At 40.7% G+C, this 2,445-nt stretch carries 1 protein-coding gene; it reads left to right on the top strand.

The window, feature by feature from the left end:
- Positions 1 to 54: 54 nt before the first annotated feature.
- Positions 55 to 2,445 (top strand): S8 family serine peptidase (locus ACZFYI_RS19065; protein WP_462525707.1); only part of this gene is annotated, 2,391 nt, incomplete at its 3' end.

Here is a 2,445-nt window from a genome sequence, read left to right as displayed (position 1 = left end):
TCTCTTTAAAAAAATCATCCTTTCAAATACCCAAACCGCAAAATATATTAATTTATGAAACAAAATTACTCTGCTTTTTGCATGATCAAGACATGCCGGTATATCCCATTGTGGATTGGAATAGTATTCCTCTGCTTTCTCAACATCGGGAATATTCAGGCTCAGGAGCTCTTTTTTTACAGTGGAGAGACAAAAATCCCACTGAAAGAAGACAGATCATCTTCTATGATCCAGTTTAAGGAAAATACCAATGTTCAAAGGACTTTGGCGAGTATGAGGGCTTCTTCATCTTTGAAAGAAGTAAAATCCATGCCTGCCAAAAATAGAGCTGTATTGAATTTTGAAAACAACCAAAGTCTTAATTCCAGACAGCTAAACAATAATATCTTCTCAAACACAGAGCCGATAGAAAGTACTTCTTTTGCTTATCAGTTAAATGATGGCATGCAATTATGGCCTACCAATCAGATTTTGTTGAAATTAAATCAAGGTCAATCTATTTCGGGATTAGAGCCGCTCCTCAGCCAGTACAAGGCTACTTATCTTAGAACAGACCATGAGATGGTGATTTTAAAAATCGACGATATCCAAAATGCATTGGTGTTATCAAACCTCATCTATGAAAGCGGATTGGTGGAATGGGCGCATCCTGATTTTTATGCTGAAATAACCAATGGCAATACCCCAAATCCCGTATCGAATAACTCGGTATTAAATAATGGTCCTATTTTCCGAATTAATCATAATCCACTATTCCGTATTGTTCTTGATCCGCTGTTTCCAGAACAGTTTCAGATGAACAATACCGGGCAGACCATAGATGGTTTTACTGGATTGAATGATGCCGACTGTAATGCATTGGAGGCATGGGATATTACTACGGGTTCTTCTGACATCATCGTGGCAGTCATAGATGATGGAGTCGAAGAACATGAAGATTTAGGAAATGTCTTGTCAGGATATACACCTGCAAGACCACTTGAAAATGGGAGACCAATTGATAGTTCCCCTTATAGTGAACACGGACAGGCTTGTTCAGGCATCATTGCTGCATTACACAATGGCATCGGGGTAATGGGAGTTGCCCCTGCTGTGAATATATTGCCTATCAATATCTTCGCAGGTGGAGAAACTAACTCAGATCTGGCCAATGCATTCTATTGGGCGACAGATAATGGTGCACACGTTCTCAGCAATTCTTGGAGTTTTAATTCTTGTACGTTTACGGTTCCAGCAATTGTAGATGCCATAAAATATGCCGTCACTCAGGGACGTGGAGGAAAAGGGTCAGTAGTCGTATTTTCATCAGGAAACAGTTATGGATCTTGTGTTAATTTTCCGGGAAATATACCTGAAGTTATTGCAGTGGGTGCTTTCGGAAACACAGGTGTGATTTCGTCTTATAGCAATCAAGGGACTGCGCTTGATATTGTCGCGCCATCTAACAATCTAAACATCAATGGTAAAAATATAGGTGCAGGAGTTCGCACCATTGACCGTATGGGGGCCGCAGGCTACAGCACCGGAAACTACACCAATACTTTTGGAGGCACCTCGGCTGCTTGCCCGGTAGTGAGTGGGGTAGCTGCATTGGTGCTTTCAATAAATCCAGACCTTACTGATGCTGAGGTAAAAAACATATTATATGCAACGGCGATTGATATGGGAGCTTTAGGGAGAGATAATACTTTTGGTCATGGACGAGTAAATGCATTCGGAGCAGTATCATTGGCAGCTAACCCAACGAATACACCTCCGGTAGCAGTTATAAGTGCCGATCCACTTTCAGGCGAGAATCCTTTGACAGTGAATTTTGATGCTTCAGGTTCAAGTGATGCCGATACTGATGCTCTTACCTATACTTGGAATTTCGGTGATGGGAATTTCGGAAGTGGACTGACTACAAGTCATACTTATACTACCCTTGGATGGTATGATGTATTTGTTAGTGTTAGTGATGGAATATTTGTAACTAATGCTACAACAGAAATTGAGGTTAAATGTCTTGACAATAACTTTCTAGTTGCATTGGAACTCACTTTTGATAGATTTCCTGAAGAAACTAGCTGGGAACTTAAGAATGCCAATGGTAACATAGTTGCCTCTGGAAGTGGATATCCTAATAGTATTAAAAACACCACAATTAAGGAGAAATTTTGTTTGCCAGAGGGGTGTTATGACTTTGTTATTAAAGATTCTTATGGAGATGGAATATGCTGTAGATTTGGTCAGGGCTCGTACAAACTGACCCAAAGAGATAATATCTTAGCCAGCGGTGGCGCGTTTGGTGCACTAGAAACAAAGAACTTTTGTCTTGATACTGAGGTGCCTGTCTTTGCGGATTGTCCTGCCGATATAGAAGTTTCTAACGGTTCAGGTACTTGCGAAGCTGTAGTTTCTTGGACTCCTCCTACTGCCACAGACAATAGTGGTTCTGTGACTTTA

Source organism: Aquiflexum sp., assembly GCF_977115555.1.
Note: the sequence above shows the minus strand (reverse complement) of the source record. Positions and strands in the feature narration are given on the sequence as shown.